General features: G+C 47.3%; 16 protein-coding genes and 1 tRNA gene. 8 read left to right on the top strand and 9 right to left on the bottom strand.

Going from position 1 to position 25,142, the window contains the following annotated elements:
* Entirely contained in the window at nucleotides 1-228 is a 228-nt protein-coding gene (locus tag RT717_RS28070) for a hypothetical protein (RefSeq protein ID WP_317489623.1), read from the bottom strand.
* 331 nt (nucleotides 229-559) lie between these two features.
* Between RT717_RS28070 and RT717_RS28065 the strand changes: the two genes are divergently transcribed.
* The 4 genes from RT717_RS28065 to RT717_RS28050 all read left to right on the top strand — a co-directional run bounded on the left by RT717_RS28065 (nucleotide 560) and on the right by RT717_RS28050 (nucleotide 4,121).
* On the top strand, nucleotides 560-1,279 hold the full coding sequence (locus RT717_RS28065) for an orotidine 5'-phosphate decarboxylase / HUMPS family protein (RefSeq protein ID WP_317489622.1): 720 nt from the start codon (nucleotides 560-562) through the stop codon (nucleotides 1,277-1,279).
* A gap of 118 nt (nucleotides 1,280-1,397) precedes the next feature.
* Entirely contained in the window at nucleotides 1,398-2,423 is a 1,026-nt protein-coding gene (locus tag RT717_RS28060) for a zinc-binding dehydrogenase (protein WP_317489621.1), read from the top strand.
* A 2-nt stretch (nucleotides 2,424-2,425) separates the two neighbouring features.
* Nucleotides 2,426-3,229 (top strand): SDR family NAD(P)-dependent oxidoreductase, encoded by an 804-nt coding sequence (locus RT717_RS28055; RefSeq protein WP_317489620.1) that lies wholly within the window; start codon nucleotides 2,426-2,428, stop codon nucleotides 3,227-3,229.
* A 4-nt stretch (nucleotides 3,230-3,233) separates the two neighbouring features.
* Nucleotides 3,234-4,121 (top strand): sugar phosphate isomerase/epimerase family protein, encoded by an 888-nt coding sequence (locus RT717_RS28050; RefSeq protein ID WP_317489619.1) that lies wholly within the window; start codon nucleotides 3,234-3,236, stop codon nucleotides 4,119-4,121.
* A gap of 28 nt (nucleotides 4,122-4,149) precedes the next feature.
* Here RT717_RS28050 and RT717_RS28045 read toward each other — a convergent pair whose 3' ends face one another.
* The 5 genes from RT717_RS28045 to RT717_RS28025 form a co-directional block, all read right to left on the bottom strand.
* The gene (locus RT717_RS28045; RefSeq protein WP_317489618.1) at nucleotides 4,150-5,271 is read right to left on the bottom strand and encodes an AAA family ATPase; all 1,122 of its coding nucleotides are present in this window, start codon (nucleotides 5,269-5,271) and stop codon (nucleotides 4,150-4,152) included.
* A gap of 400 nt (nucleotides 5,272-5,671) precedes the next feature.
* Entirely contained in the window at nucleotides 5,672-10,471 is a 4,800-nt protein-coding gene (locus tag RT717_RS28040; RefSeq protein ID WP_317489617.1) for a beta strand repeat-containing protein, read from the bottom strand.
* A 131-nt stretch (nucleotides 10,472-10,602) separates the two neighbouring features.
* The gene (locus RT717_RS28035) at nucleotides 10,603-11,301 is read right to left on the bottom strand and encodes a LytR/AlgR family response regulator transcription factor (RefSeq protein ID WP_317489616.1); all 699 of its coding nucleotides are present in this window, start codon (nucleotides 11,299-11,301) and stop codon (nucleotides 10,603-10,605) included.
* Between the two features lie 6 nt (nucleotides 11,302-11,307).
* A complete protein-coding gene (locus RT717_RS28030; RefSeq protein WP_317489615.1) occupies nucleotides 11,308-13,143 on the bottom strand; it encodes a tetratricopeptide repeat-containing sensor histidine kinase in 1,836 nt (611 codons plus the stop codon).
* 408 nt (nucleotides 13,144-13,551) lie between these two features.
* Nucleotides 13,552-13,626, bottom strand: a tRNA-Val gene (locus RT717_RS28025).
* A 172-nt stretch (nucleotides 13,627-13,798) separates the two neighbouring features.
* Here RT717_RS28025 and RT717_RS28020 point away from each other — a divergent pair.
* A complete protein-coding gene (locus RT717_RS28020; RefSeq protein WP_317489614.1) occupies nucleotides 13,799-16,264 on the top strand; it encodes an AsmA family protein in 2,466 nt (821 codons plus the stop codon).
* Nucleotides 16,265-16,311: 47 nt separating this feature from the next.
* Here RT717_RS28020 and RT717_RS28015 read toward each other — a convergent pair whose 3' ends face one another.
* From RT717_RS28015 to RT717_RS28005, 3 genes are all read right to left on the bottom strand, one after another.
* A complete protein-coding gene (locus tag RT717_RS28015) occupies nucleotides 16,312-17,856 on the bottom strand; it encodes an N-acyl-D-amino-acid deacylase family protein (protein ID WP_317489613.1) in 1,545 nt (514 codons plus the stop codon).
* 44 nt (nucleotides 17,857-17,900) lie between these two features.
* Complete coding sequence (locus RT717_RS28010; protein WP_317489612.1) at nucleotides 17,901-18,353, bottom strand: hypothetical protein; 453 nt, start codon at nucleotides 18,351-18,353, stop codon at nucleotides 17,901-17,903.
* 103 nt (nucleotides 18,354-18,456) lie between these two features.
* Nucleotides 18,457-21,048: a tetratricopeptide repeat-containing sensor histidine kinase gene (locus RT717_RS28005; protein ID WP_317489611.1), complete on the bottom strand. Its 2,592-nt coding sequence runs from the start codon at nucleotides 21,046-21,048 to the stop codon at nucleotides 18,457-18,459.
* Nucleotides 21,049-21,239: 191 nt separating this feature from the next.
* Between RT717_RS28005 and RT717_RS28000 the strand changes: the two genes are divergently transcribed.
* The 3 genes from RT717_RS28000 (at nucleotide 21,240) to RT717_RS27990 (ending at nucleotide 25,125) form a co-directional block, all read left to right on the top strand.
* On the top strand, nucleotides 21,240-22,655 hold the full coding sequence (locus RT717_RS28000; RefSeq protein ID WP_317489610.1) for a sugar MFS transporter: 1,416 nt from the start codon (nucleotides 21,240-21,242) through the stop codon (nucleotides 22,653-22,655).
* A 92-nt stretch (nucleotides 22,656-22,747) separates the two neighbouring features.
* The gene (locus tag RT717_RS27995) at nucleotides 22,748-24,082 is read left to right on the top strand and encodes a Gfo/Idh/MocA family protein (RefSeq protein WP_317489609.1); all 1,335 of its coding nucleotides are present in this window, start codon (nucleotides 22,748-22,750) and stop codon (nucleotides 24,080-24,082) included.
* A gap of 23 nt (nucleotides 24,083-24,105) precedes the next feature.
* Entirely contained in the window at nucleotides 24,106-25,125 is a 1,020-nt protein-coding gene (locus RT717_RS27990; RefSeq protein WP_317489608.1) for a Gfo/Idh/MocA family protein, read from the top strand.
* The last annotated feature ends 17 nt before the right edge of the window (nucleotides 25,126-25,142 follow it).

The raw sequence follows: 25,142 nt of genomic DNA, 5'->3' as shown, positions 1-25,142 counted from the left end.
CTAGTTGCAGATCACGCAGGTACCTCCTTCCGCTCTTTCGCAATCGGTTTGCGTAGCGTAGCAGGTACCGGCTCCGGCTTTTGACCATGGGCTTGCGGCCGTGCAACCAGTACAGGTAGGGTTTTCGTCATCTCCGCCACAAGAAGCGAAAATCAGCGTACCTACAATCAATACTGCCAGGCTGACTGACGAAAGAATGCGCTTTTGACTTAAAAGAAAGGCTTTCATATTATCGGTTGATCGTGCTAATATAGCTAAAGCCCAGAAATTTGTTCTCCACTTTTAAAAAGTGTTATTTTTCTTCCTACAAAACCGTGTGGCACCTTTCCACATAATTTCAGGGACTTTCATGGAAATAGTTGCTAAATTATGACCTACCCTAATTTGCAACACCTATGAATTCTGCTTCGCTCCCAACAAGGCTCTGCCTCTTCGGTTTTCTCCAATTCGCTATGGCTTTAGCCGCCAAGCCAAAAAAAGCATCTCCATCTGTCGGTTCAATTCCAGTCTGCTAAGGCCAGCCAACCTTTCCAACCTGAACAACAACGAACATCCTTCTATGAAACCCATTGTACAAATCTCCCTTGACCTTACCGATATAGACGAAGCACTCGAAACCGCTGCCATGGCACTGCGGGCAGGTGTCGATTGGCTGGAGGCCGGCACGCCGCTCATATTAGCTGAAGGGCTTCATGGAGTGAGAAAACTGAGAGAAGCCTTCCCCGGCACCCCAATAGTAGCTGACCTCAAAACCATGGATGGCGGCTATCTGGAAGCTGAGATGATGGCCAAAGCGGGCGCTACTTATGTGGTAGTAATGGCCAGGGCCCATGCAGAGACGATTAAATGCGTGGTGCAGGCTGGGAAAGATTTCGGAGTGGAAGTGATGGGCGACAACCTCGGGTGCCCCGATATGGTGGAAGGAGCAAAATGGCTTGAAGGGCTCGGATGTGATTACGTAGTGCATCACATAGGCTACGATGAACGAAGAGGCATAGCGGCGGCAGGAAAAAGGATGCCGAGTCCGCTGGACCAGCTCAGAGAAGTAGTGGAAGCAGTGAACATTCCAGTGCAGGCAGTTGGTGGATTAAGTTTGGAGCAGGCGATTCGGTGCCCTGAATTTGGAGCTCCGTTGGTGGTTTTGGGGGCGCCATTAACGATCGACGCCGACGCCTTTAAAACAGCGGATGGGAATCTAGAAAGCTCACTGAGGCTGATTTGCGAAAAAGTGCACGGTTATGGGGAGGTGGAAATCAAAACGGCAAGCAATAGACGATAGTGCAAAAGAAATACAATACCGATATAAGTACCCGGAGGCGTGTGGAGACACCCGCCCCAACCAAAGAATTAGAGGTGGCGTGTGAAGACACACACCATAACATAAAAATAAGGGAATTATGAAATCTGCGGCAGTTGTCAATTACTCAGAAGTAAAGGGATCGGTAGAAATCAGGGAGGTTGAACAGCCGGTAATCGGAGAAGACGAAGTGCTGCTCGAAGTGGCCAATGTGGGTGTTTGTGGCAGCGACCTCCACCAATGGACGTCGGACCACAGCTGGGCGGTTAACTACCCGGTGGTGCTAGGCCACGAATTTGGCGGGCACATTGCCCAGCTTGGGAAAAGAGTCACCGGCTGGAAAGAAGGAGACAGGGTAGTGAGCGAAACCGCTGCGGTAATAGATCAAAACAACCCCATGTCAAGAAGAGGTTTTTACAACCTTGACCCTAATCGCAAGGGCTTTGGCTATGGTGTGAATGGCGCTATGACAAAGTATGTGAAGGTGCCCGCCCGTTGCCTCCACAATGTGCCCACTCAGCTATCCTTCGAAGAGGCTTGTCTTACAGAACCTTGCTGCGTGGCATACAACGCCGTGGTGGAAAACAGCCGCATCAAACCAGGTGACAGAGTGGTCGTAATTGGCCCGGGAACCATTGGTATCCTTTGCGCCGCTGTGGCTCAACTTTGTGGGGCTGATGTAGCCATTATTGGGCTGGAAGCAGATAAAAAGAGGCTGGAGATCGCAAAAAAATACGGCCTTCAAACAATTATTGGAGACGCCGCCGAATGGGCGAAAAAGGTCGATGGCATGGGGGCCGATTGTGTGGTGGATGCAGCTGGTGTCAGCGACTCTCTTCAAATCGCTCTTGATTTGGTACGGCCTAAGGGCCAAATTACGAAAGTCGGCTGGGGGCCTACCCCTCTTGGCTTTTCACTAGATCCTATTGTGCAAAAGAATGTAACACTGCAGGGAAGCTTCAGCCACAATTGGCCGGTTTGGGAGCGGGTTATCGCCTTACTGGCTAGCGGCTCGCTCAATGTAAAACCTATCATCGGCGGTGTGTGGCCCGTCACCAATTGGCTGGAAGCATTTGAAAAAATGCACCACCACGAAATTGTGAAAAGTGTTTTGAAACCTGTTTAAACATGAGACTACAGGACAAGGTAATAATTGTAACAGGGAGCACCACAGGCATAGGCAAAGCCATTGCGCTGCGCTGTGTGGCTGAAGGCGCCTCGGTCATCCTTCATGGGTTGGAGAAGGACTGGGGCGAAGCTGTGCTAAAGGCCCTTGGCAAGGAGCATGCGAGACTGCACATAGAAGACATCAGCAAGGAAGGAGCGCCGCAGCGGCTGGTAGATTTTGCCATCAAATCGTTTGGCAAACTCGACGCCGTGGTGAACAACGCAGCCAGTGTTGTCTCTTCCAACATTCACACGACCGACGCTGCCTTTCTTCACAAAGTGATCGAAGTCAATACCATCGCACCATTTAATTTGATCAAAGCCGCTTTGCCAGAGCTGAGAATGAACAGAGGCTGTGCACTTAATATTGGCTCGGTGAATGCCTGGAGTGGCGAACCAAATCTCCTGGCATACAGCATTTCCAAAGGAGCGCTAATGACCATGACCCGCAATCTGGGCGACACACTCCACCGGGAGGATGGAGTGAGAGTGAACCAGATCAATCCTGGGTGGGTGCTCACAGAAGTTGAAACCATTCGCAAGCGTGAGCACGGCCTGGCCGACGACTGGTACAAAGACCTGCCAGACGTGTATGCGCCGGCAGGAAGAATACTGGCGCCGGCTGAAATTGCCGCTGCCGCCATTTACTGGCTTGCTGATGAAAGCGGGCCTATCAGCGGACAGGTGGTGGACCTGGAGCAGTATCCCTTCATGGGCAGAAACCCACCTAAAGACACAACCACCATTAAGCCGAAGAAAAAATAAGCTTATGCCTCAACTCGCAGCCTTCCCCAAAGCCTTTATGCAAGCTCTTTGCAAAGACGGAACAATGTCGGTTTCGGAATGGATTGAACTGGCTTCCAAACTTGATATCGACGGGCTGGAGTGGTACGCTGGCTTTCTGGAGATGAATGACCAGAAAAACTGGCCTAAGTTCCGGAAGCAGGTTGAAGGGTATGGGAAGGTGATTCCGATGATGTGCTGCTCGCCCGACTTCACCCATCCTGACACGGCCTTTCGGGAGAAGGAAATCGTGAAACAAAAGCATTGGATTGACATGACCTATGCCCTGGGAGGAAGCTACTGCCGTGTTCTTTCCGGACAAAAAAGGCCCGGGCTAACCATTGATGAAGGTGTGAAGCTGGCTGCCGATTGCATTGAAGCCTGCTTGCCCTATGCACAAGAAAGAGGCATCACGTTGATCATTGAGAATCACTACAAGGACGACTTCTGGGAATACCCAGAGTTTGCCCAAAAGGCTGACGTCTTCTGCCAGCTGGTTGAAAGCATTGATCATCCTTGCTTTGGCGTCAACTACGATCCGAGCAACACCTACCTGGCAGGAGAAGACCCATTAGACTTGCTCAAACGGGTTTCGCACCGGGTGGTAACCATGCATGCCAGCGACCGCTTTCTAAAATACGGTACGATCGACGACCTCCGAAATGAAGAAGGAGGAGCCATTGGGTATGCCAAGCGACTAAGTCATGGAGAAATTGGCAAAGGGCTGAACGACTATGACGCCATTTTTACTGAATTGAAAAGAGTAGGCTTCGATGGGTGGATCAGTATTGAAGATGGCGTAGACGGCATGGATCAACTGGAAAGGAGCGTGGCTTTTGTGAGGAGAAAGATGAGAGAATACTGGGGAAAGTGATGACCTGGCCAAAGGTTAGTGTTCTTGGTCACAGATTTTGCAGCCAGCGCATAAGTAAAGTATCGTGCAAGGTATATCTTCCATCATTTACAATGACGAATTCCTTTTTTGTCAGCGCCTGTAAGGCCGAACTCACTGAGCTTGCCGCTCCAAAGCCATGTTTGCCCAAAAACTCCTGAGAAAGTGGATTCTCCACCTCTTCAGATTTAGCAATAGCAATCAGCAATTTCCATTGAAAGGCTGTAAGCAATTGCTGGTACGTAGAAAAAATTGGCACCTCCTGATAAATAATCTCTGCAAGCACTTCATCAAGTACCTTCTGGTCGACAACATTACTCCTTCCATACAGCTTGTTACAAATCAGCTGTACATAGTAGGTTTGCCGCCTCGTCCACTCAAAAATACTATCGATAAAAGCCGTGTCAATCGCCTTCCCAGCGTTGCTAAATCGAACCAAAATAAAATCTGAATACTCTGCAACCGGAAGAGCCTCTAGTTTCAGCATTTGAGCACTTCTATAAAAAGGCCTCGATGCTTCACTGAACATCGATTCCATCATCTGCCGATGGCTTCCACTGAATACGAAGCGTACCATCGGAAATTCCTGCATCCAGGTGCGAAACGTGGCTTCTGCATGCTCCTCCTGGTAATTAACTACTTGTTGAAATTCGTCAATACAGATCATCACAGGTTTCTTCCTTGCTTCAAGGTATTTGCCCATAGCTTCTAAAGAGGATGGCACAGACTGATCTGGAACAAGGCCAAATGTAACCTGAGGGGTTCCACTAAGTGGATCAACACCAAAAGTGGCGCCAATAGAGCCAATGAATTTGAGCAAACCCGCTCCTATTCCTTTGCTGGTATCATTTAGTTGATGGACTATGGCAGTTGCAATCCGCTTGTTAGCTTCACCCAGTGTTGAGGTTCCCAAAAGATCAACAAATACGGTGTCTGCCTTTTTGTTCTTATTCAAGTGGTAGAAAAAATGCCTGATTAACGACGTCTTCCCCATGCGACGCCACGAATAAAGCACTGTGTTTCTCTCGTTATCAAATTGCTCCATCATCCAGGCTAACTCCTGAGCCCGGTCACAGAAGTGCTCAGGGCTATGATAACCCGAAACAATAAAAGGGTTCGCTGATGGCCTCATACTTCTCTATTCATTACGAATCATTCGTTACGTAAAGTTCGTTACGTAAAGTTCGTAATAAAGATAAGAAATACCAAATAGCTGGATATAGAAGTGAAAATGTGTTTGGTGTGGTGAAGCGCAGATGCGGGATCAAGCGGAAAATTTGGGGGATTACCTTCTAACCCCAATATCTCGAGTCGCCATAAAAAAGCAAAAGATCCAAGCCTGTCCGACTGGAGAAGCCCGGTCGGGCGAGACGCATTAAACCGGTTTTGCTTTTTTATTTAACCACACAGGAAACATCCAACACCCCAGAAATACAGATTGATCCCAGATGTGGGCTATTTTATTAAAGGCACAAAAAAGAAGGTGTTCTACCAGAACACCTCTTTCAACGCTGCCTATTCGCACAGTATTTCTACTCTACGATCAGACGGCTAATAGTTTTAACACCTCCGGGCGTCCTCACTATGAGGAGATAAGTACCCGAAGGTGTTGAGGCAAGGTCGATTGCGTTGTCGTCGGATATAATGTCTTGTTGCAAGATCAGGCTGCCTGCTAAGTTTCTTATTTCTAACTGGCCTCCCATCGGTTCATTCCACTCAACTGTAAGCAGTTCATTCGCAGGATTGGGATAGAATTTTAGGTTGCCTTTGGAAATTTTCACTCCGGTTGCGAACGAAGAGCTGGTCACGGAAAATTCGACGACCACTACCGGAGCGGCATTATAGTTATCATTTCCAGCCTGAGAAGCTGTTATGGTTATGGTTCCAATATCTGTCGGAGTCAATTCCACACCGTCAAGTGTAGCAGGGCCGTCCACAGCAAAACTTACCCCGAGGCCACTTGAAGCAGTGGCCTCTAAAAAAATCGGGGTAACACCATTATCCAGGTCAAAGTCATCTATGCTGGAAAAGGTAATTGTTTGATCTGCTTTACTGACAACAAGGGTTCGTTCAACACTTTCAGCTGCCATGTAGTTGTCGTTTCCGGCTTGGCTGGCGGTGATTGTGGCCGTCCCGGCACCCGTAATGGTTACAGTTGTGCCGGATATCGTCGCTACCTCATCATCAGACGATGTGAACAAAACGGCCATACCAGAAGCCCCTCCAGTAGCAGGAAGCTCAAAGGCTGCAGCGCCAAATGTTTTAGATGGAATTTCTTCGAAACTAATCGCTTGAGCAGCCTTAACCACAATCAGGGTTTGTTCCACCGACGTTGCTGCCTGATAAGTATCATCGCCAGCCTGGCTGGCAGTAATAGTAGTGGAGCCGGCACCTACAATGGTAACAGTTGCACCTGAAACTGTTGCAACGGTTTCGTCACCAGAAGCATAGGTTAGTGGCAATCCTGAATCTCCTCCAGTGGCAGTCAAATCAAAGTCTGCATCACCAAATGTTTTGGTTTCAATTTCACCGAAAGTAATCGCCTGAGGTAGTTTCGCTATTGCCGCAACCGTGAGCACCCGCTCCACCGGTTCGGCTGCTTCATAATTATTGTCACCTTCCTGGCTGGCGGTTATCGTAGTTGTTCCAACGCCAACGATGGTCACCGTGCTACCTGATACTGTCGCAACAAGCCCGTCGGATGACGAAAAAGTAACGGGGTTGGCTGAGGCTCCGCCTGTAGCGTCTAATTCAAAGGGATCGTCTCCAATCGTCTTTTCTAAGAGTTCATTAAACGTGATGGATTGTTCGGCTTTATTCACAGTAAATGTTCGCTGTATTACGGCAGTGGCGTAATCGTCGTCTCCGTCCTGGCTGGCCGTAATGGTGGTTGTGCCAGCGCCGACAACTGTTACAGTCGAGCCAGAAATTGTTGCTACCGTGCCATCGGAGGACTCAAAAACTACCGTATTACCTGTGGCTCCAGCTGTGAAGGTGAGATCAAATGCACCATCTCCGTAAACTTTTGAGGCTGGCGTATCGAAAATAAGCCCCTGACTGGCCTTTGAAACGCTAAAGGTGCGAGTTACAGACGGTGCCGGATCATAATCAATATTACCTGCCTGGGTAGCCTTCACCTGGACAGTCCCTGCTCCTGTAATCGTCAAAGTTGTACCATCTACTGTAGCTGGGCCGGAAACAACTTCGAACGCTACTGCGAGTGAAGATGTGGCGCTGGCAGTGAGCTCAAAGGCCGGATCACCAAAGGCCTTGTCGGCTATTTCAGGAAAATCGATGGTCTGTTGCTCTTTATGGAAAGTCCAGCCGATAACATTGCCGTTGTTTACCGAATTGTAGGCATTAAAAGTGGCTCCGCCAGTGGCAGTGATGTCCTGCAACTCCAAAAAATAGGCGTCGACAGTACCTGACGATTTGCTGATGGTCGATGTCAAACCACTGTTGACGGAAATAAGTACTATAGGGTCGTCGGCAGTACCTACTGCCACCAGGTCGTCAACTGTTAACGTAGCTCCTGTTTGAATTTTCAGCTTCTTGCCGGCTTCTATGCTAAGGGTCGCCAAAGTAAGATTTCCATAAACTGAAGATTCGTCGCTGAAAGTGAGAAACTCGAAAGACACATTGCCAAGGCTAATGTCGTTGGTCAAGTTATCATAGAAATCAAGCTGAGAGCTCACCTTCAATTCAGCATCTGCGCCATCGAAAGAAAGGTTTGTGGCAGAACCGACAGCTAAAGTCCGTGTAGTGAAATCAGAGGTGCCCAGTAGCATTGTTTTGTTTTCACTCCCGAAAAAATAAAGGGCAAAATCAATCCAAATATCTTTGCTGTTGAAGTCGATCGTGCCACTATGGTGATGGAGTTCTCTTGTAAAAAGTGCAGATTGAAGCTCCCAGGATCCTGCCCCCGTGAAGTACATGTAAGAATTGTTTCCGGGAGCGGTGGCACTGGCAGTAATGGTCTCTGCTTCGTCCGACAGAAAATAGTAGTTCTTTACATTCACGATCATTCCGTCGTCCAGCGTAAGGGAACCGTAAATGTTCACTGTTTTGGTTGTCCCGATAAATGATGGGCTGTTAGTTACGCCCGTCCATGTCATGTCGTGGAAGTTGGCATTTTGATCCAGCGTGACCGCTTGTCCCCCGGTGGTGAATGAATTCTCATCAAATATCACATCGTCCAACACACCGGGGACTGTGGTTTGAAAGGTACTTCCACCAGAAGTGGTTGCCCAATGGTTGGCGAAGTCAGACCAGTTGCCTCCGTCTCCCACCCAGTAGTATTCAGACCCGGTCAGTTCTGAGATGTTCCAACCTGTGTTATTCCCGTTGTCAATGGTTTCGGCCGCATTGAAGGTTGCTCCACCAGTAGCGGCGATGTCCTTCAGTACCAGGTAGGTGGCGTCTACCGTACCGGAAGACATCGAAACAGTTGCCTGAGAACCGGAAAGATCGGAGCTAAAGTTGATCGGGCTGGCCTTGGTGCCACTTAAGTTGAACGCCTGATTAATCGTTTGGGTAGTGCCCTGCTGAAGTGCTATTGATGAGCCAGCTTCAATCGTAAGTACCTCAAAACTATTAGAACCTTTGATCGTGCTGTTTCCATTAAAAACCACCTCGTTAAGCTCAATACCATAGCCATAAAAATCACGCTCTACTGTAATTGTGGAGGTGCCGAAGTTGACTACTGGAGAGGAAGAAGAATTGACAGACAGGTCTCGGCAACTGATGCTCGAGCTACCCAGGTTCAATTCAACTGCTGCGCCGCCATTACCGATGCTGTAGTCTATAGAGCAATCGATGACAACGTCACCATAGTTAACTGTACCTTTGTAGTGATTGAAGCTACCGGTACTAATATCATCCATGAGGGTATAGCTGCCTGTGCCATTGAAAGTCACATAGCTGTTGTAACCGGTGCTTGCTGCGGTAAAAGTGAGCCCTGTTTCCTCTCCAATAAAGTTGATAGAGTACACATTTTTGTTCATCCCATCGTCAAAAGTCACCGAACCGTGGGCGTAAATCGGGTATGAATAAGGAGCGCTGAAAGTAGGCAGGTTGGTCACACCTGTCCAGTCCATATCGTGAAAGTGTGCAGTATTCAGGTCATTCAAAACGGTTTGCCCGGCAGTGGTAAATGAATTGGCATCAAAGAACACATCGTCCAGTGGCCCGGGATAGTCGCTATGCATAGATGATCCACCAGAGGTGGTTGCCCAATGGTTACTGTAGTCGGTCCAATCGCCTCCATTTCCAACCCAAAAGTAGTCTGACCCCGTTACATCGTTGATTGTCCACCCGGTATTGTTACCATTGTCCACAGCATCGTTGGCTGTAAATGTGGCGCTGCCAGATGTATGAATGTCTTTCAGTTCAACCCAGGAAACAGTTACCGAACCAGAAGCTTTACTTAATGTCGCCTCTGAACCTTCAGATGTTGTTTTAAAAATAATAGGCTCATGTTTTGTGCCGTCTGCAACAAGGCTGCTCAGGGTAAAAGTATCTCCACTTCTCAATTCAACCTCCAGGCCTGCCGGGACAGTAATTTCATTGAAGGCAGAAGGATACCTCAGATCTGCGTAATTAAAAAACTCAATGTCGTGGTACGTGTAGGGGCCCGCACCTGTCATGTCGCTATAAAATGAAGAGACAATGATTTTTGAAGTACCTGCGTTAATGGTCAGGTTAGTGCCGTTCATCCACCACCTTTCCGAGGTTATTTCTGATGAGCCTAGGTTGAGCACCTTTGTGGCAGCACCGTCGGTTTGAAAGTAGGCACCTGAGTTAATATTGTTGTTATTTGTGTTCAGAGTGCCCGCTAGCATATACAAGTTGTAGGTGTTAAAGTTGTCCTGAAAACTCCATTCTCCACCAATACCATTGAACCGGGTGATAGAAATTGAGCCCAGCGAGGTGCCATTGGTTGTGATGGTATTGCCTGAGGTGGTCGACTCAAACTCTACATATTTGAAATTGGCCGTCATGTCAGGAGACAGTGTCAAAGAGCCAAAAATATTGAGTGTGTTGCCGTTGCCGACAATGGAAGGGAAGCTTGTCACGCCGGTCCAGTTCATCGACAAACAATTGGCTTCGGCATCGAGGGTTACGGCCTGCCCTGAGCCGGAAAATGAATTAGCGTCGAAGAATACGTTGTTAGCAGAAGTGGGCGACTGGGTGTGAAAAGTTGAACCACCCGAAGAGGTGGCCCAGTGATTAGCATAGTCAGACCAATTGCCGGAGCCACCCACCCAATAATAACTCTGCGAAAAGGCAGCGAGAGAGGAAAAGGTAAAGATTAACGTGGCCAGGAACTTCATCGAACAGCTTTTAAAAAATCTTAGAATACATTTAACTATTCTAAGTTGCCCAAATGAATGTTGCGCCGGTAGCGCTATTTAGTCAACGACACTATTTTTTTAGTGATCGACAACCCCGGCATGAGAAATGTCTAGAGCATGGATATTTTTGCCATAAAATCAGTCTTAAAGGCTCGCCCGATTGGCACTTTCATTTTTCCAAAAAAAATATAGCCTTCACTGATCATGGTGATTTTTGCAAAGTTAACCAGATACGACTTGTGGACACGCTCAAACCCAAAGTTCAATAGCTTGTCCTCAATGCTTTTCAAAGTGTGGCTGATAATATAAGCCTGGCCGGCAGAGTAGATTTTCGCATAGTTATCAAACGCCTCCACGTAGTCGATCTCGTCAGGATCTATTGACACCAATCCCTCTTTGTCCTTGATAAAAAATTTTTCTGGTTTGGTCTGGCGGGAGGATAGTATTTTATGAAACGCCATTTCCACGTTGACCTGAATATCCTGCTGATTAAATGGTTTCAGTATATAAGCGACAGGTGCCACTTCTTTGGCCCTGTTAAGGGTGTCAGCATCGTAATAAGAAGTGATGAATATAAAAGGAGTCGGGTTGGTTCGGTTGATGAACCGGGCAACGTCAATTCCATCTTTTTCGCCGGAAAGGTTGACATCAAGCAACACCAGATCAAACTGATGCTCTGTGAGCTTCTTCAAAGCATCTTCATATTTAAGAGATATTTTGATCTCGCTGACGCCAAGATCCTGCAGATGAAAAGAAAGGTCATCGGCTATAAGCGGTTCATCCTCTACTATAAGCACCTTTTTCTCCATGATCTTTTAAGCCAACTTAAAACTAGAAATAAGCAAAGACGCTTCTGTGCCGTTATCGAAACTAAAGCTAACAGTGGCTTCCAGTTTCATTGCCAGTGACCTGATCATACGGATCCCAAAAGAATCAGACTTACCAATATCCTTTTTGCTACCTACTCCGTTGTCACAAACCTTCAATTCAAGCTGGTTATTCGCCCTTTTTAACGCAATTGAGATATTCCCTTCCTTATCGTTGGGGAAGGCGTGCTTGAATGAATTGCTTATCAATTCGTTCAGGATTAGCCCGATGGGTATGATGGTATCTACATCAATGTTAAGGTTTTCGATATCATAGGTCACCGACACCCGCTCAGCCCCGACACCATAGGAGGAGCGGAGCGTGCTGGTGAGATTTTCAATGTAATCCAGGGCTTCTACACCGGCCAGGTTTTCGTTTTGATAGAGCTTCTGATGAATAAGCGCCATTGACTTTACCCTGTTCTGCCCTTCATTCACTGCGTCCTTGGCTCCTTTGTCTTCGATGTACCTCGATTGCAAACTCAACAGGCTCGAAATAATCTGCAGGTTGTTTTTGACCCGATGGTGAATCTCCTTCAGAAGCAGTTCCTTATCCTTCAATGACTTGGATATTAACTTATTAGATTTTGTCTTGGACCGAATGAGCACTCCAAGAAAAACTGCCCCGACAATTACTATCAGTGTAACAAAAAGATAAATATTCCGCTGATTGACCGACTGCTGATTTTCAAGCTTGAGCTCTGTAATCTCCTGCGCTTTCTTCTCGTTCTCATACCTGGCTTCCAATTCTGCCAGCGCCTTCACCGATTTCTCATTGATGAGCGAATCATTCAAAGCCACGTATTGATTCAGGTATTTGTTGGCTGTTTTATAATCCCCAGTGGCTTGATACGATTGATACAGAAGCTGTGTAGCGTCCACCGCAGAGGGAAGTGTTGCCGTTTCATTCGCAAGGCTCATGAGCCTCTCCGCATAGTCTATCGCTTTCACAAAATCTTCGAGTATCAAAAGTATCTGACTTGCGTTTTTCAGCGAGGTAGTTTTGATATCAACATCAGGGTTTGTGCCTTGCAGCATCTCATCATATAGCGACAATGCCTGGGTCAGCTCGCCCCTATTTTCATACAGTTTTGCCAAATTAACCTTATTATAATCTCTCAGGTAAGGATCGCTATTCTCCCTTTCCATTAACAAAGAAGCTAATTGATGATACTCAAGTGCTTTTTCATATTCTTTCGTCTTGTTATAAATTAAGGCCAGGCCAACATAGCTGTATTCCATTTGCGCCGTGTCACTGATCGATTTTGCATGCTCAAGCCCACGCAGGCTGTATTGCTCGGCTTTCTCATTGTCGCCCATGCTGAAGTAGATGCTTGCCAGGTTGGCAATAATGGAACCTTCAAAGCTTTGGCTCATAAAGTCTGATTTGCCTTCCACAGCCTTCAATGCATTTTGAAAGCTCTCAAATGCCATCTCATTATTTCCCTTTTGCCGGCTTACGTTGCCTATACCGTTATAAGCCCTGGATTTAAGCAAATGCTGCGACTCACTTCCGAATTGCAGCGCCTGGTTGAAGAAGTATATTGAAGAGTCGGCTTTCCCGGAAATGCCATAGGTAATGCCACATCGGAGAAAGAATTCAGCTTTAACGGAGTCGTCCCCCTCCTTCTGGAGTAGGTTTTCTCCAAGTTTAATAAGCTTCAGTTTATCTCCGGGGTTTTGAATGGTGTCTATCTGACTGATCACTTCAGGAAGCGATTCCTGTGCATTGGCGATAGTGCAGCTAAGCAGCAACAGTGCTAAGAAGTGAGCTTTCTTTAACATATAATAAAGGCAGTCGGTCGATTGAGTCATTCTGAAGAATCTCTCAGCAGCGCCTAAGATAGTAAATTTGAGTTTTAGAGGATCAAGCAATATTTCTGGGGATTGTTTTTTTTGCAAGAGTATCTTCTCATTACATAAAGAAGCAAAAGGTCCAAGCCTAACCCGGCCGGGCGAGACGCATTGAACCAGTTTTGCTTCTTTATTGTCTATCGTTCGCCAAATGGTACAACGTTATTTCAGCGTCTTACTCCCCAGATTTTCCGCTTGATCCGCCATAAGCGGCGGCGGCCCGTCGTTAAATAGCAAGCCTGTCCCAGATTTTCCGCTTGATTCGGTTTTCCGTTTGATCCAAAAGTGGCAGGTCATGGGCGAAAATAAAAAAAGTCACCCATTTCTGAGTGACTTTTGTGGGCCCACAAGGATTCGAACCTTGGACCCCCTGCTTGTAAGGCAGGTGCTCTGAACCAGCTGAGCTATGAGCCCCTTTTCAAAAAAGCCTGCTGTTTTCACAACCTGCTTCCCGGTTAGGGAGTGCAAATGTAGTACCCTTTTGTATTTTTGCAAATAGGTTAATAAAAAATATTTCTTCTGTCATAAAATTTATATCGTCAGCGTTGTATCGTAGAAACGCCTTTGATTTGTTTAATTTTATCCTGTGAAAATTCCAAGGCTAGCCGCACTGATACTTACCGGAGTAATTGCTTTTGTCACTGCCACGCTATTGGCTTGCCTGCTGTACATTCAAATCAACCGTGATGAGTTTATTCAATACTTTCTGGACAATGTGAACGAGAGACTCACCACGCCGGTAAAGGTGGGCCACATAGACATTTCGTATTGGGACAGTTTCCCCAACATATCGATTGTCTTGCAAAAAGTTGAAGCGGGCACACCCGAAAGCCCATTGGTAAGCATTGGGCGATTATCGTTCAGTTTTCACCTTTGGAACTTCCTTGATAAAAATTACCACATTCGTCAGCTCAATGTGGACAAAGCCGAGATCAACCTGCTGATAGATGAAAATGGAATCAGAAATTTCGACGTGTTTAAAAAGAAGGTGGTGGATGAGGAGTCGCCTCAGCTAACGATTGGTAAGGTGAGAATTTCCAACAGCAAAATCCGCTACGAAGACATACGTGCGGAGCTACTAAGCTATTGGGAGTTCAGCCAGGCGCACTTCGATATCCAATCCATTAACAGCCCTCAGCTTTTCTCGGGACATTGGAAAGGCACCAATCTGAAAACGGTTTATCAGGGCTTTCCCTACCTGGAGGGAAGATTGCTGGAAATAGAACTTCTGGGAGTGAGGATCGACAAGGGGCATTTGGCCGAAATCAAGGCTTGGGAGCTAAAGGAGGCCAGCCATAACCTGACCGGCACGCTGACGTCATCAAGCCCAGACGACCTGCTACTGGAGTGGGCTGGCAACACAAAATCACTGGCAGATCTACTTAGCAATATACCTGCCGGATGGCCAGCTGACTGGGCCAGTTACGATTTAGAAGGCGAAGCGACATTCACAGGAAGCTATACAAAGCAAAATGGGAAGCCCACCCTGGTCACGGACTTTAGCGGACAGCATGTCCGGTTCCTTTACCCTAGTCGCCCGCTAGCCTTTTCGGACTTTAGTTTGGATGGTCGGCTGACAACGAACCTTCAGTCGGAAGGCACGAGTCTTCAATTGCAAAACCTGTCAGGCACGATGAACAGCTTTCCACTGAAAGGCAATGCTACCATCACCAATATGGCCACCATGCACACCAGGGCTGAGCTGGAGGGCAATATGACGCTGGCACAGTTTGAGAAAATTGTACCCGAGTGGGGTATCAAAAGCGAAAGCGGCACGCTGAGCTACCTGCTTGGCTTTGAGGGAAGGCTGGATGAAAAAGCAACAGGCGATTGGCTGATAGATGGAGAAACAACTATACAGGATGCTACTTTTTCATGGCAAAGCTACCCGCTGTTATTCCGGGAGTGGAGTGGAATTTTACTATTCAACGACCGTGATGTTGCTTTTACAGAAACTACCGGCAAGCTGGGAAACAGTGATCTGAGAATTAATGGGCTGCTACGAAACTTTCATTTTTTCTACGAGGGCAAAAACAACCTTCTGTTGGTAGAAGGGAAGGTGTCCGCCAACAGGCTCGACCTTAACGAATTGCTAGCCAATAAAAATACCACCAACGGAGAAGACGGCGCTTACTCTCTTACAGTAAGTCCAAGGTTGCGTGTGAAACTAACAGCAGAGGCTGAAACAGTTGTTTTTGACCGTTTTACTGGCAAAAATGTAAATGCCGAAGTGCTTATTCAAAACCGTCAGGTATATGTTAAAAAACTTGATTTCTCCACCATGGGAGGCGATATCAAGCTCACCGGCAACTTGTCGGATCAGCCTGGCGACACGCTCCTTACCTACTTCTCAGGAGAAGTGAAAAACCTCTACATCGACAGCGTTTTCTATGTTTTTCATGACTTCGGACAAAGCTGGATGCAAAGCAAGCACATTAAAGGACAGCTCTTTGCCGACTTTGATGTAGACATGGGTGTGCGTAACAACCTTAGTTTCCTCCCAGACCTTTTCAGGGCTCGGATAAATGCCCGTGGCGTCAACGGAGAACTCATCAACTTCGAGCCAATGCAGGAACTCTCCAGGCTTGTAAGAGAAGACAAGCTGGGCCATTTAACCTTCGGTGAAATCACCAACCAGTTCCTTATCGAAAACAGGAGAATCCTGATTCCCAGCATGGATATCAAATCTAATGTATCCAATATCACCCTTAGCGGCACCCACACTTTCGATCAGCAAATCGACTACCGCCTGAAGGTTCCTTTATTCAACAGGCAACGCCGGCGTGACAATGATGAAAGCTTTGGTGCTATAGAAGAAGACGAAAGGGGGAACATTTACGCCCACGTGAAGATCGCTGGCACAACTGACGACTATCGGGTAAGTTATGACGCCCGCAGCGCCGCAAAAAGTCTGATTGAAAACATTAAAGAAGAAGGCAAGGTTCTGCTTGAGGAAATCAGGAAGGATCCGGCAAAAAAGCCTGGCACTTTACAGTTAAAGAAGGATGAATTTTTCGAGTTTGAGGCCGACACTACAAAAAAGGGGAATTAGTAGCGACGAAACCACTCTCAGGCAAAGCCAGTGAACAGCTTTTCCGGCTACTCCCTCCTTAGTAGTTTTCCGGTTCGTTCTTCCGCAAACTCTCCATTGCTTCTCGCCAGCTTACCATTGACCAAAACAAAATCGACACCCTCAGTGAGGTGGTGCGGATGCTGGAAGTCGGCCTTTACCTTGACGTTAGCCGGATCGAAAATTGCGACGTCAGCTTTGTAGCCCACCTTCAGTAGCCCTCTGTCTTTCAGCCCGATAACTTCAGCGGTTTGTCCGCTCATTTTATGAACGATTTGTTCAAGCGTAAAATAATCACCTTTCACAGTGTAAGTCTCAATCATTTTACCAAAGCTGCCATAGCCTCTCGGGTGTCTCATGCCAGGGCTGCCGTCGGACGACACCACCACATAGTCGCTTTTCATCAAAGCCACCTGGAGCGAATCGTTCATCACAAAATAAGCCGCACTTGCTCCCCTCGGCCCAATATCATCAATCAGTATGTCTTCAAACGGTTTGTCGAGCTCTTTTTCAAGGTCGGCCAGCGTTTTTCCTGCATAGGGAGCTGTGCCGAAGAGGGTCGCAGCCGGCCCATTTCTTTGAGCAATCTTATTTCGCAGAAACTCCTCCAATTCACCCCTTCTCGTCTTTTTAACCTTGTTGAAATTGGCCGGAGGAATAGCCCAGTCGGGGAACACAATACCGATGCCTGTGAAGCTGGCCATGTAGGGATAGACATCAGCGCTTACCCTGTAGCCAAGCGATTCATACTTCGCAAGAATGGAAGTAATTTCCAGGGCTCTCTTGGCCCCCTCGCCGTATACAGACTTGAGGTGGGACACGTGCACAGGAGCCCATTGGCCCAGACTAAGAAACTCATCTAAGGAGGCTTCCAGCTTGTCGTTGTCTTCGTTGCGAATGTGTGCCATTAACACACCCTGGTAGCTGCCCACTATTTTTGCCAGCGCCTGCAATTCCTTTTCTCCTGAGTATCTGCCTGGCACATACTCCAGCCCCATGGTCAGGCCGAAGCTACCCAATTGAAGCTGATGATCCAGTTCAGTAGCCATCATCGCCATGTCCGCCTCACTTATCACCTCGTCAAACGGTGTTTCTATCGCCATTCGCAATGAACCATGACCAGTGAACGGAGCAATATTAAGTGCCGGCCCAACGCTATCGACAGAAGCCTGCCATGCGCCAAACTCACCCTCGGAATCACTTGACCCATCCTGCCCCAGGCAAATGGTAGTAACCCCCTGGGCAACAAAGTTGTAAAACTGAGGTGTTTTGATGGGGTCGCCATGTGCGTGAGCATCGATAAAGCCAGGCGTAACCACCTTACCGTTGGCATCTATCTCAAGCGTGGCAGGTTTGGTGGAGTCCAGCTGACCAATAAAAGCAATTGTGTCGGCCTGAATGATGATTGACGCTGGATACCCGGGCTTGCCTGAACCGTCCACCACCAAACCATTTTTTATAATGACGTCAAATTTCTGAAGTGCCTGAAGATTTTCGGGCAATGAGCTTCTGGTGGTACACGAATGCAATACAGCGCATGCAAACAAAATCAGCAACGCTCCTTTAAACTTCATTTCTTATAACATTCGAGTTTCATCAAAGGAAGTGGAACCCAAGCTTAGAACCTGAACAACCGAGCTGATTCTGACCAGGGGATTCTTGAAAGAATCAGTATCAATGCGATGCCGAAAAATATTGCCTGAAGCTTGAATTTCTTCTTATCAACAGAAGTTTTCTTCACCCGGATACTTCCAATTTGGGCGACGATCACGGCCACTATCATTATTGAGATATGTTCAACAGCCCAATATCTCACAGCACCCACTTTCATGGCGATCTTCATATTATCCATTGCTGTAGTAGTGATGGGGCTATATACGAAATAAAGCAGCAACCCAATCAACAGCTGAAGGTGAAGCGTTCCTATCAAGGAGGTCGTCAGTGTCTTGTCCTTTTTTAAGTATTCCTTGCCTCCATTCATTCCGCCAAGGGATTTAAAAAGCACGACAGCAAAAAGAATAAGGGTGACCCAACGAAGCCAGGAGTGAGTAAAAAGAAGTATTTCGTACATTATTCGAGTTATTTGGCGGAAAGGTAATTACTATTTGCCTATAGATCAAAAAAGTAGTGTATTGCTGCGACAGGCCGCCACGCAACATGGGCCATCAGATCATTCAAGCTGACACTGCCTGCCCGGAGTCCACACAGTCCGGAATTTCGACGATAAACCTGCTCCCTTTGTCATAAGCTGTTTCTACACGCACCGTGGCAGACAGCTTTTCAGCGGCCTTCGAAACGATATAGAGGCCAAGGCCATTCCCTTTCGACTTCTCAGTCGCTTTGAAATACATAGCAAAAATGTTCATTTTATGGTCGTCGGGAATTCCATGGCCATTGTCTTCCACTTCAATCACCAGGCTGTCTCCCTTCAGGTAAGCATTGACTTTTACATATGGTTCCGATCTGCTGGAGAAATTCAAGGCATTCTCAATAAGGTTGTCCATAATGATTGAAACAAGTACGGGATACGTGGTAATAGCCCCTTCCACCTGAACATTCAGGATGACATCAACACCCAAATCCTCTATTTCTTGCGCATGTTTTTCGAGGCAGTTTTCAACAAGATCCCGCACAATCACATTTTTATAGGACAACTCCATAGCTCCTATGTCAGATATGGACTGCAACTTATACAGCATCTTGTCCAGGTTCTCGGCAGTCACCCTCACCATTTTGAACAATTCGATGGCTTGCTCGTCTTTGACAGTAATTTTGGCAACATCGGCCAGGCCCATCAGCGTTGTGAGCGGCCTTCTAAAGTCGTGTGATGACCTGTAGAAAAAAGTATCTAATTCGGCATAGGCTGCCCTGAGCTGACTTGTGCGATCATTCACTTTTCGCTCCAGGGTATTATTTGCCTCCAACACCGTGAGGTTTGCCTCTTTCAGTTGGCTGTTGGCCAGCGCCAGGCTCTTTTGCACGTGACTCAGCTTTCGATACAAGTGTATCATTATCGCCACAAACACGGAGACGATTGCCAGAAAAAAGACAGCGACGTAAATCTGTAATTTCTGGTCTCGTATTTCGGCATTTTGCAGGAGCAGTAAATCCTCGTGCATTTGCCGTTGATTTTTCAATGCCGCAATCTCGTTTTCTTTCTGTTTTAGGTTATACGTTGCCTGCAATACGGCAATCTTCGCCGAACTTTTGTCTGAGAAGATGCTGTCAGTAAGTACTTCATATTGCTTCCTATAAGTCAAAGCCGACTTGAAGTCCCCTTTTGCTTCATGCAGCTGCGAATACAAAAGATAGCTGGCTCTTAGCGACAACCTGGAGGCTGATCTGTCACCCATTCTGGTCGCCTTTTCAAGAAAATTCTCAGCCTCATCAAAACGGCCCAATTTTATCAATAGCTTGGCAATTTGCTGATAGTAGTTGGAGAAACTCAAAGCATTGTTCAAGGGAGTGACAAGTTCGATCGCTTGCAATAGTTGCTTCAGCGCCCTTTCGTTTTCTCCCAACTCTTCAAACACAAGTGCCTCGTTATAAAGAGTTGCCACAATCCCCCTTGCGTAGTTGATTTCCGTTCGCAGCGCCAAAGCCAGCCTGAACTGCCCGATAGCTTGCGGGAACTTCTTCTGCAGAAAATAGATAAGGCCCTGCGTGTTATGAACATAAGCGACACCGTATTTGCTGCCGATTCTCTCATTTATCTCCATCGAGCGTCCTGCAAAATCAAGCGCCAAATCCAATTTTCGCTCTTCTTTAAACACCCAGGCGATTCCGATCAGAATATTGGCTGTTTCAGCGTCCAAGCCAATTGACTCGCTAAGGGCGAGGGCCTTGAAATAATAATCAAGTGCAAGATCAAAGTCAGTTAACTGAAAATAGATCATTCCAGCCTGATACAAAATTTGCACCTGCTGCGCAGGATAGTTGTAAACCTTGGTGATTTCCAACGCATCCCTGATATTCTCAAGAGCCTCAGGGTAATTCCCTCTGTCATAAAAAAAATCCGCTTGCCGAAGCATGCACTTAATTCTGAAGTAGTTGTCGTTGAAAGATTCAGCAATCGAGCACATTTGCTCAAACGCCTGATGCGACTCGTCTAACTTGAGGAGGTTGCTTTGGGCCTCGCCATACAATGTCAGCAATTCCATATTTCTGAAGTCCTGTGTGGAATCAGGAATCAACGACCTGGCACTGTCGAGGAAAAGTAACGCCCTATTGTTCTCCCATTTTCTTAACGATATCCTGGCAAAGCCAAGGTAGGCCCTGGGTAGCCAATGTGAATTGGTGGTTTTCGCTTTCGCCAGCATTTTGTCAAATACAATTTCAGCTGAATCATATTTCGCCAATACTGTAAGGCACTCTCCAATCAGCGCCGAGGCGTAGAGATCCATTTCAAGGCTGCTCTCATCTTCAATTTCCTGCGACTCTCTGAATTTAAAAAACGCTGAATCGTAAATAGCCCGACCGTAAAACCCAATGCCCTGCAAAAGAACAGCATACTTTAAACCTGCCTGATACCCTATTTTTTTACTGAGACGGGCTGCACTATCTGCGTAGGAGTTTGCGATTGTGTCGTTGGAGTCAAAGTAACTATAGGAAATCTCATTCATCAAATCGACCTTCTTTCGATTATCAGTTTCAATCCTTAGCTTTTCAATCAAATCCCTTCTCAAGTCGTTGGGAGCAACAATTGCCTGGACAATGAAACTTTGCACCAGTAGACCTACAACAGCAAGATATTTAGATCGGATCAAGATGGTTCAAGGTGATGAATGGATTGTATAATTTATCTAAAAAATATCAATTTTAAAAGTAAACGAACGACAAATGCCCCGATATGATGTCTTCTCCAATCGTGTTTTAATTTCCGCTCGCCTACATTAGATAAACTTCTAAGCAAAACAGTATATTAGCCCACTTTTGCAACACCTAACAAACTACCATAGTGGCTTCAATCTCCGTAAATTCTACTTCAGGCACATCTCAGGGAGCACCCTCCGGCGGCCAGCTTCAGGCTCAAATTTCGCTCTTCTCACTATTCTTCATGTGGGGTTTTATCACCTGCCTTAATGATATCCTGATTCCTTATCTGCGGGGGGTATTCACACTCACCATCTTCCAGGCAACACTTGTGCAGTTTGCCTTCTTCGGCGCCTACTTTCTCGGAGCTTTGTTTTACTTTCTGTTTTCGGTGCGATTTGGCGACCCTATCAACCGCATTGGATATAAAAATGGAATCATTATCGGGCTGGTTGTGGCTGGTGCTGGCTGTTTTCTTTTCTATCCGGCAGCCATATTTCTACAGTACGGTTTATTCCTCGGCGCCTTATTTTGTCTGGGTTTGGGCCTCACTATGCTGCAAATTGCCGCCAACCCATATGTCGCCTTGCTTGGCAGGCCAGAATCCGCCAGCAGCCGCCTAAACCTGGCACAAGGGTTCAACTCATTCGGAACAACCATTGCGCCGGTCATTGGGGGCTTCTTCATCTTTCAGTACTTTGTAACCGATGCCTCTGCAGGTGAAGTGGCAGTGAAAATTCCTTACATCGTATTGGCCAGTCTTTTCTGGCTCCTGGCTGTGGTTATCTTCTTTATCAAACTGCCAAAATTTGCCAATGAAGATGTGATCGAAAAGGGAGCAAAAGTACTTGGCTTCAGTCATTTGAGAGGAGGCATCTTTGCCATTTTTGCCTATGTGGGTGCTGAGGTAGCTATTGGTAGTCTGCTCATCAACTTTATGGGGCTTGAAAACATTACTGGGCTGGAAGAAGGGGCTGCCAGCAAATTGCTTTCCTTCTATTGGGGCGGGGCCATGATTGGTCGCTTCATGGGGGCTATTATGATGAGCGACAAATCTACGGCCGGTAAGAAACTAGTGGGCATGTTTGCGTTAGGTGTTGCCGGCTACGCCATTGTTTCACTCATCGCTGGGGTCGACTTCATGGACTCGTTACCCTATCTAATTGGCCTGGCACTGAACTATGTTATCTTCATGATCTTCGGTGCACATCCTAACAAAGTGCTGGCTGCTTTCTCTTTGTCAGCGATTGTGTTGCTGCTGATTGCTGTGTTCATGAACGGTGCCATTTCAATGTGGGTACTTCTCTTCATTGGCCTTTTCAACTCTATCATGTGGTCGAATATCTTTACTCTTGCCATCAAAGACTTAGGTCGATACACCAGTCAGGGCTCTTCGCTGCTTGTAATGGCAGTGCTGGGTGGCGCTGTGGTGCCACCGGTTCAAGGGCTTTTGGCCGATGAGTTTGGCATACAAATGTCCTTCCTGCTTCCTGTCGTTTGTTACATCTACCTGTTCTATTATGGATGGAAGGGCTATGAAGTAAAACAAAAGGGCACCTAAGCCTGCTTTGCATGGTCAACTGCTTGATAAACGGCCATGATTTTGGATGACCTTTTCAGTATATTGTTGACATCTACTAATACTACAATATTATGTCAGCAAATCAGAACAGAAGAGACTTCCTGAAAAAAACCACGGCAGCCAGTGTTGGCATTGGCTTGCTGGGCAGTAATGGCTACAAAGCCTTTAGTACACCCGCCAGCGAAAAGCTGGTGGTTGGCATTATGGGTGTCAACTCAAGGGGCTCTGCACTGGCGACGGGGTTCACCAAAACACCAGAGATAGAAGTCGCCTACATCTGCGATGTGGACGACAATGCCATGGCCAATGGGCTGAAGGCCGTAGCAAACGCTGGCCAGAAGAAAGCCCCCAAAGCTGTCAAAGATTTTCGCAAAATACTCGATGATAAAGGGGTGGATGCGCTGGTCATCGCAGCGCCCGACCACTGGCATGCACCAGCCTCACTACTGGCACTAAGTGCGGGGAAAAATGTTTACGTAGAAAAGCCCGGAAGCCACAACCCTTATGAGGGAGAAATGGTCGCTTCGGCCTCCATGAAATATGGCAAAGTTGTGAAAATGGGCAACCAGCGCCGTTCGTGGCCTTTTGTGGCTGAAGCACTTGGAGAGCTCAAAAACGGTATCATTGGCAATGTGTACCTGGCCAAAGGCTGGTATGCCAACACCCGTGCTTCTATTGGCTATGGCAAAGTAGCCCCGATTCCCACCGGCCTCGACTACGACATGTGGCAGGGCCCGGCACCACGAATGCCCTATAAAGACAACCTCATTCACTACAACTGGCATTGGTTCTGGCATTGGGGCACCGGCGAGCTGCTCAACAACGGCACGCACTTCGTCGATTTGTGCCGCCTGGGGCTTGGCGTGGAATTTCCAACAAAGGTTAGCTCACAAGGCGGCCGGTATGCCTACAAAGACGACTGGCAAACACCCGACACACAGATGACACTGTGGGACTTCGCTGGCAACAAAACAATCTCCTGGGAAGGGAGAAGCTGCAACGGCCACAAGCTCGAAGGTGAATCCGCCGGTGTTTCCTTTCATGGAGAAAATGGAACTTTGGTGATTGACGGCAACAGCTACGTGGTGTATGACAATCAGGACAAGCTCATAAAAAGAGCCAGTGCCGAAACCACAGGCAAGCCATTGGATGCCACAGGCCCTGGCTTCGACCTGGATGCTGATCATATTGCCGACTTCTACAAATCCATCAAAGAAGGTAAAACGCCCGTTTCAGATTACAAAGATTCCAGAAAAAGTGTGTTACTCTGCCACCTCGGCAATATTTCCCAAAGGGTGGGCCGGTCATTGAACTGCAATCCTGAGAACGGAAATGTGATTGGTGACGATGAAGCCATGGCCCTGTGGAAACGCAGCTATGAGCCGGGCTGGGAACCAAAAGTTTAACTTTCACGAAAGACTTCCTTTTTATGACACCCCTCAATAGAAGAACATTTTTAAAGAAATCAGCCGTGGCCGGCGTTGGTTTTGGCATTTTAGCCAACGAGGCTGTAGCCATTAGTCCCGACCAAACAAAGCCAGTGCGGGTTGGTATTATCGGCCTCGACACCTCGCATAGCGTGGCTTTTACCAAACTACTCAACGACCCTGAGGTGGCCGCTGACCTGGCTGGTTACCGGGTAGTGGCAGCTTACCCCCATGGCAGCGCCGATATTGAATCGAGTGTGAGCCGCATTCCAGGATACATTGAAGATGTGAAAAAGCTGGGCGTAGAAATCACCAGCTCCATCAAAGAGCTACTCGAAAAAACCGACGTCATTCTCCTTGAAACAAATGATGGGAGGCTTCACCTTGAGCAGGCCAGGCAAGTAATCAAGGCGAAAAAGCCCATGTTCGTTGACAAGCCAGTGGCAGCCTCGCTTAAAGATTGCCTCACCATTTACAAAGAAGCGGAAGCAGCCGGAGTTCCCATCTTCTCTGCCTCCTCACTTCGTTATATGAAGGACGCCAATGAGGCCAGAGAAGGGAAGCTCGTGGGCAAGGTACAAGGGGCAGACACTTACAGTCCGGCACATTTGGAGCCTCATCATCCCGACTTTTTCTGGTATGGTATTCATGGAGTGGAATCGCTTTTTACCGTGATGGGAGCAGGCTGCAAAGAAGTGACCAGGACGCAAACACCCGACACCGACATGGTGGTTGGTGTATGGAACGACAACCGGATTGGAACATTCAGAGGGATGCGCAAAGAAAAAACTGGTTATGGTGGCACCGTCTTCGGCGAAAATGGCATTGCGCCGGTTGGGCCTTACGACGGATACCGACCCTTGCTGGTGGAGGTCATCAAGTTCTTCAAAACAGGAAAAGCACCGGTTAGCCCAGAGGAAACCCTGGAGATATACGCCTTTATGGAAGCCGCCGATGAGAGCAAACGACGTGGTGGCAGCAAGGTGACCCTGGCGGAAGTAATGAATAAAGCGAGAGGTTAATGACAACAGAATCCTTT

Source organism: Imperialibacter roseus, assembly GCF_032999765.1.
GTDB lineage: Bacteria > Bacteroidota > Bacteroidia > Cytophagales > Cyclobacteriaceae > Imperialibacter > Imperialibacter roseus.
The sequence above is the reverse complement of the archived record's forward strand: the minus strand, read 5'-3'. Positions and strand labels throughout refer to the sequence as shown.

Coding starts and splice junctions, on each gene's coding strand:
- RT717_RS28070 (WP_317489623.1), bottom strand. CDS start 228: ATGAAAGCCTTTCTTTTAAGTCAAAAGCGCATTCTTTCGTCAGTCAGC.
- RT717_RS28040 (WP_317489617.1), bottom strand. CDS start 10,471: ATGAAGTTCCTGGCCACGTTAATCTTTACCTTTTCCTCTCTCGCTGCC.
- RT717_RS28060 (WP_317489621.1), top strand. CDS start 1,398: ATGAAATCTGCGGCAGTTGTCAATTACTCAGAAGTAAAGGGATCGGTA.
- RT717_RS28030 (WP_317489615.1), bottom strand. CDS start 13,143: ATGTTAAAGAAAGCTCACTTCTTAGCACTGTTGCTGCTTAGCTGCACT.
- RT717_RS28035 (WP_317489616.1), bottom strand. CDS start 11,301: ATGGAGAAAAAGGTGCTTATAGTAGAGGATGAACCGCTTATAGCCGAT.
- RT717_RS28055 (WP_317489620.1), top strand. CDS start 2,426: ATGAGACTACAGGACAAGGTAATAATTGTAACAGGGAGCACCACAGGC.
- RT717_RS27990 (WP_317489608.1), top strand. CDS start 24,106: ATGACACCCCTCAATAGAAGAACATTTTTAAAGAAATCAGCCGTGGCC.
- RT717_RS28065 (WP_317489622.1), top strand. CDS start 560: ATGAAACCCATTGTACAAATCTCCCTTGACCTTACCGATATAGACGAA.
- RT717_RS28015 (WP_317489613.1), bottom strand. CDS start 17,856: ATGAAGTTTAAAGGAGCGTTGCTGATTTTGTTTGCATGCGCTGTATTG.
- RT717_RS28050 (WP_317489619.1), top strand. CDS start 3,234: ATGCCTCAACTCGCAGCCTTCCCCAAAGCCTTTATGCAAGCTCTTTGC.
- RT717_RS27995 (WP_317489609.1), top strand. CDS start 22,748: ATGTCAGCAAATCAGAACAGAAGAGACTTCCTGAAAAAAACCACGGCA.
- RT717_RS28010 (WP_317489612.1), bottom strand. CDS start 18,353: ATGTACGAAATACTTCTTTTTACTCACTCCTGGCTTCGTTGGGTCACC.
- RT717_RS28045 (WP_317489618.1), bottom strand. CDS start 5,271: ATGAGGCCATCAGCGAACCCTTTTATTGTTTCGGGTTATCATAGCCCT.